We start from the raw sequence: 5,005 nt of genomic DNA, 5'->3' as shown, positions 1-5,005 counted from the left end.
ACCCTGTTCCCCCCCCACCCCGCCACTGAGAACCGCATTGCAGCCTTGCAGGCGATGGCGCGCGACATGGCCGGCAGCGAAACCCGGGCTGCACCGCGCCAGGCCCCAACGCCACGCCAGGCGGACGAACTGCGGCCATCCGGCCCGTGGGATCAGACAGCACGGCCCGAGCAGCCGGCGGAGCCCGCCAAGCCCAAATCCAACCCATGGGGTCGCAATCCGACCGGGCCCAGGGGCCGGTGGTCGTGAGCGTGGCGGACAGAGGACCTCGACGCACGGTTTCAGGTGATCAGGAACACAGGGACGGCGGCGACTTCGTCGCCGGTCTCGCCGCGCGCAAGGCAGCGGCCCGCCTGCTGGCCGCCGTCATCGATGCCAGGACACCGCTTGACGGGCTGACCGATCACGAGAACGGCCACCCGCAATACAAGGCGCTCGATTTGCGCGATCGCGGCCTTGTCCGCGCCATTCTGGTCACCGCGCTGCGCTATCGCATGACCATATCGGGGCTCTTGGCGCGGCGCCTGGAAAAGCCGCTGCCGCCCAATGCCACGGCGCTGTCGCACATATTGCATGTGGCGGCCGCACAGATCCTGTTCCTCGATATTCCCGACAGCGCCGCCGTCGACATTGCGGTGACCCATGCCAAGTCCGATCCGCGCACGGTGCGGTTCTCCGGCCTCGTCAATGGCGTGCTGCGCACACTGGCACGGGCCAAGGAAACGGAATTGCCTGCCGCCCTTGCCGCCACCGACGAGGCGCCCGAATGGTTTTCCGACAGGCTGAAGACTACCTACGGCAACGAAAAGGCCAGACAGATCCTCGAAGCGCACCGCGTTGAGGCGCCGGTCGACTTCTCGGTCAAGGCCGATCCCGGACTCTGGGCCGAAAAACTCGGCGGCATCGTCCTGCCGACCGGCACGGTGCGGGTCGAGAATCTTGTCGGTCCTGTCACCGAATTGCCTGGCTTTGCCGAGGGCGCCTGGTGGGTCCAGGACGCCGCGGCCAGCCTGCCCGCCCGACTGTTCGGCGATGTCACGGGATTGCGGGTTGCCGATCTCTGCGCCGCGCCCGGCGGCAAGACCGCGCAGCTGATCGTTGCCGGCGCGAAGGTCACCGCCGTCGACACGTCAAAAAACCGGCTTGCGCGGCTGACGCAGAATCTCGAGCGCCTCGGCCTGTCCGCCGAGATCGTCCAGGCCGACCTGCTCAAATTCGAGCCGAAGGAATTGTTCGACGCCGTTCTCCTCGACGCGCCCTGCTCGTCGACCGGCACGGTGCGGCGGCACCCCGACGTGCCATGGACCAAGACTTCTGCCGATGTCGAAAAACTGGCCGACCTGCAGCGCAGGCTGCTCGCCCGCACTGTGACGCTGGTGAAGCCCGGCGGCAGGATCGTCTTTTCCAACTGTTCGCTCGATCCGCTCGAAGGCGAGGATCTCTGTCGCGCCTTTCTCGCCGGCACGCCTGAAATCACCAATGATCCGCTGCTGCAAGGCGAGATCGCCGGCATCGCTCCATTCCTGACGCCGCAAGGCACGCTGCGCACCACGCCCGCCGACCTGGACCTCGGCGCGCCGGAACGCTCAGGCCTCGACGGCTTCTTCGCCGCTCGCATGCGGCGAGCCGGCTAGGGCTTGAACTGCCGGATTTGCTGCCTTTTTTAGGCAGGACCGGGGGCAGAAGCAGGTGAACCGGCCCGGGCTCGTGGAATTCGCCTTCGCACGAATCGTGCAATCATGTAGACTCGGCGCCGGGGTAGAGGACGATCAGGAGGGGTTTTGGCACTGGCTGCCAGCAGCACGACGCGTCTGTGGACGCTTGTCGCGAAGGAGTTCTGGCGCAAAACGCGCCGGCGCCTGCGCGCCGGGCCTGTCTATCGCTGGCGCTATTCCGGCCGCACGCCGGAACGTGTGCTGATCGCACCGCCGGACCTGCGCCTCGCCGACCCGCAGATCGCACTCGAGATCTATTACGGCCGCTATCCCCTGTCGGGGCATCTGGTCGAGACCGGCGGCAAGTCGCCTTTCCAGATCAACGTGCCCAATCACGGGTGGCAGAAGACGCTGCACGGCTTTCGCTGGCTGCGCCATATGCGCGCCGCCGGCACGGAGCTTGCCGCTGCCAATGCCCGCGCCCTGGTCTCCGATTGGATCACCATGCATGGCAGCCATATTTCCGGCATCGCCTGGGAGCCCGGCACGACGGCCAAGCGCATCATCGCCTGGTTGCAGCACTCCTCGGTCGTATTGCAGGGCGCCGAGTTCCCTTTCTACCGCGCCTTCCTGAAGTCGGTTGCCATGCAGATCCGCTATCTCAGGTCGATGGCGCGCGAAATGCCCGACGGCAAGGACAGGCTGCGGGCCCGCATCGCGCTCGCCTTCGCTGCCTTGTCCCTGCCGGCGCCGGCATCGGCGCTGCGTGGCGCGACCCGCAACCTTGCCGAGGAACTCGACCGCCAGATCCTCGCCGATGGCGGGCACATTTCGCGCAATCCGATGGTCGTCCTGGAAATCCTCGCCGACCTTCTGCCGCTGCGCCAGACCTATGCCAACCAGGCGGAAACGCCGCCGCAGGCGCTGATCGGCGCCATCGACCGCATGCTGCCGGCGCTGCGCTTCTTCCGCCATCAGGATGGCAGCCTCGCCCGCTTCAACGGCATGGGCGCCACCATCCACGACCGCATCGCCACCATCCTGCGCCACGACGACACCGCTGGCGCGCCGCTGCTGCATGCGCCGCATTCCGGCTATGAGCGCCTGTCTATGGGCGGCACCACGGTCATCGCCGACACCGGCCCGCCGCCGCCGGTCGACGTGTCCAATGCCGCACATGCCAGCTGCCTTGCCTTCGAACTGTCGTCCGGGCGCCAGCACTACATCGTCAATGCCGGCATCGACACCTACGGCGCGGCTGAATTCCGGCCGCTGGCGCGCGCCACCGCCGCGCACTCGACCGCCACCATCAACGACACCTCGTCGGCGCGCTTCAGCCACTCGTTGCGCGTCAACGACCTGCTCGGTTCGCCGTTGATCGGCGGCCCGCAGCATGTGCAGTGCAAGCGCACCGATCAGAAAGGCGTTCAGGGTTTCATCGCCCGCCATGACGGCTATGTCGCGCGCTTTGGTTTCCTGCATGAGCGCGAGCTGAAGCTGTCGTCGAACGGCAATGTGCTGGCCGGCCGGGACCGCTTCCAGCGCCCCGGCAGTGCCGCGATCCGCAACAATGGCCGCGACTTCGTCACCGTCCGCTTCCACGTTCATCCCGATGTCAACCTTTTGCAGGACGAGCATGACCGCCTGGTGCTGGCCGCCGATCAGGCCGACACCTGGGTGTTCACATCGGCCGAAGTGGTGCCGGAGGTCGAGGAATCGATCTATTTCGCCGGTCTTGGCGGCCCGCGCCGCAGCCGCCAGATCGTGCTTGCCTTCAAGGCCTCGGAAATCGCCGAAGTCCACTGGCAGCTGACCCGCACCAGCATCGCCGGTTATCCGGAAAACAACTGACCTACCTGACCGCCGGTTTGATTTCCGGGCGGCATGTGCTACGGGCGCGGGCATCCACCACACCAGTCGTGAAAGGCCGCCAGCCCATGGCCGTCGCCGCCAAGAACATTCCCGCACCAGACCTGGTTCCCGTGCGCCGCGCCCTGCTCTCCGTTTTCGACAAAACCGGCCTCATCGATTTCGCCAAGGCGCTGGCAGCCGCAGGCGTCGAGCTGGTCTCGACCGGCGGCACGGCAAAGGCGATCTCTGACGCGGGCCTTCCGGTGCGCGACGTCTCCGAGCTCACCGGCTTTCCCGAGATCATGGATGGCCGCGTCAAGACCTTGCATCCCGGCGTGCATGGCGCGCTGCTTGGCGTGCGCGACGATCCGGAGCATTCAGCGGCAATGCGCAAATACGGCATCGAGCCGATCGATCTCGTCGTCTCCAATCTCTATCCGTTCGAGGAGGTCCGCCGCTCCGGCGCCGACTACGCATCGATCGTCGAGAACATCGACATTGGCGGCCCGGCCATGATCCGCGCCTCGGCCAAGAACCACGCCTATGTCGCCATCGTCACCGATCCCGGCGACTATGCCTCGGTGCTGAACGCGCTGGAGATGAACATCGGCTCGCTGTCGCTGGATTTCCGCAAGAAGCTGGCCGCCAAGGCCTTCGCCCGCACCGCCAGCTATGACGCGGCGATCTCCGGCTGGTTCGCCGAAGCGCTCGAGATCGAACACCCGACGTGGCGTGCCTTTGGCGGCAGGCTGGTCGAGGTGATGCGCTATGGCGAGAACCCGCATCAGAGCGCCGGCTTCTATATCGATGGCGACAAGCGGCCGGGCGTCGCCACGGCGCGTCAGTTGCAGGGCAAGCAGCTGTCCTACAACAACATCAACGACACCGACGCCGCCTTCGAGCTGGTCGGCGAGTTCGATCCGGCGCGTTCCGCCGCCGTCGCCATCATCAAGCACGCCAACCCGTGCGGCGTTGCCGAAGGCACCTCGCTGAAAGCCGCCTACGCCAAGGCGCTCGCCTGCGACCCGGTTTCGGCCTTCGGCGGCATCGTCGCGGTCAACCGCACCCTCGACGCCGAGGCGGCGGAAGAGATCGTAAAAACCTTCACCGAAGTCATCATAGCGCCCGGCGCCACTGACGAGGCAGCGGCCATCGTCGCGGCGAAGAAGAATTTGCGCCTGCTGGTCACCGGTGGGCTGCCGGATCCGCGCACGCCGGGCACGACGGTCAAATCCGTCGCCGGCGGTCTGCTCATCCAGGGCCGGGACAACGCTGTCGTCGACGACCTCGAACTGAAAGTGGTGACCAAGAGGGCGCCGACGCCGGTCGAAATGGCCGACCTGAAATTCGCCTTCCGCATCGCCAAGCACGTCAAGTCCAACGCCATCGTCTACGTCAGGGACGGCGCCACCGTCGGCATCGGCGCCGGCCAGATGAGCCGGGTCGACTCCTCACGCATCGCTGCCCGCAAGGCACTCGACGCCGCCGAGGCCGCCGGC

At 66.7% G+C, this 5,005-nt stretch carries 3 protein-coding genes and 1 pseudogene; all 4 read left to right on the top strand.

The features are described from left to right. Positions 1-249: pseudogene (locus ENZ74_RS21525) on the top strand (protease HtpX); the annotation flags it as partial. After that, positions 207-1,634, top strand: a complete 1,428-nt coding sequence (locus tag ENZ74_RS21520; protein ID WP_063169464.1) for an RsmB/NOP family class I SAM-dependent RNA methyltransferase — start codon at positions 207-209, stop codon at positions 1,632-1,634. The pseudogene ENZ74_RS21525 and the gene ENZ74_RS21520, both read left to right, overlap by 43 nt. A 147-nt stretch (positions 1,635-1,781) precedes the next feature. Beyond that, positions 1,782-3,506, top strand: coding sequence for a heparinase II/III family protein (locus ENZ74_RS21515; protein ID WP_013529012.1), 1,725 nt, complete (start codon positions 1,782-1,784; stop codon positions 3,504-3,506). Between the two features lie 86 nt (positions 3,507-3,592). Beyond that, positions 3,593-5,005 (top strand): bifunctional phosphoribosylaminoimidazolecarboxamide formyltransferase/IMP cyclohydrolase (gene purH, locus ENZ74_RS21510; protein WP_127312979.1); only part of this gene is annotated, 1,413 nt, incomplete at its 3' end.

The sequence above is a fragment of the Mesorhizobium sp. M7A.F.Ca.CA.002.15.2.1 genome, from assembly GCF_003998715.1.
In the GTDB taxonomy this organism is placed as follows: domain Bacteria; phylum Pseudomonadota; class Alphaproteobacteria; order Rhizobiales; family Rhizobiaceae; genus Mesorhizobium; species Mesorhizobium ciceri.
This window is presented reverse-complemented; position numbering and strand designations above follow the sequence as displayed.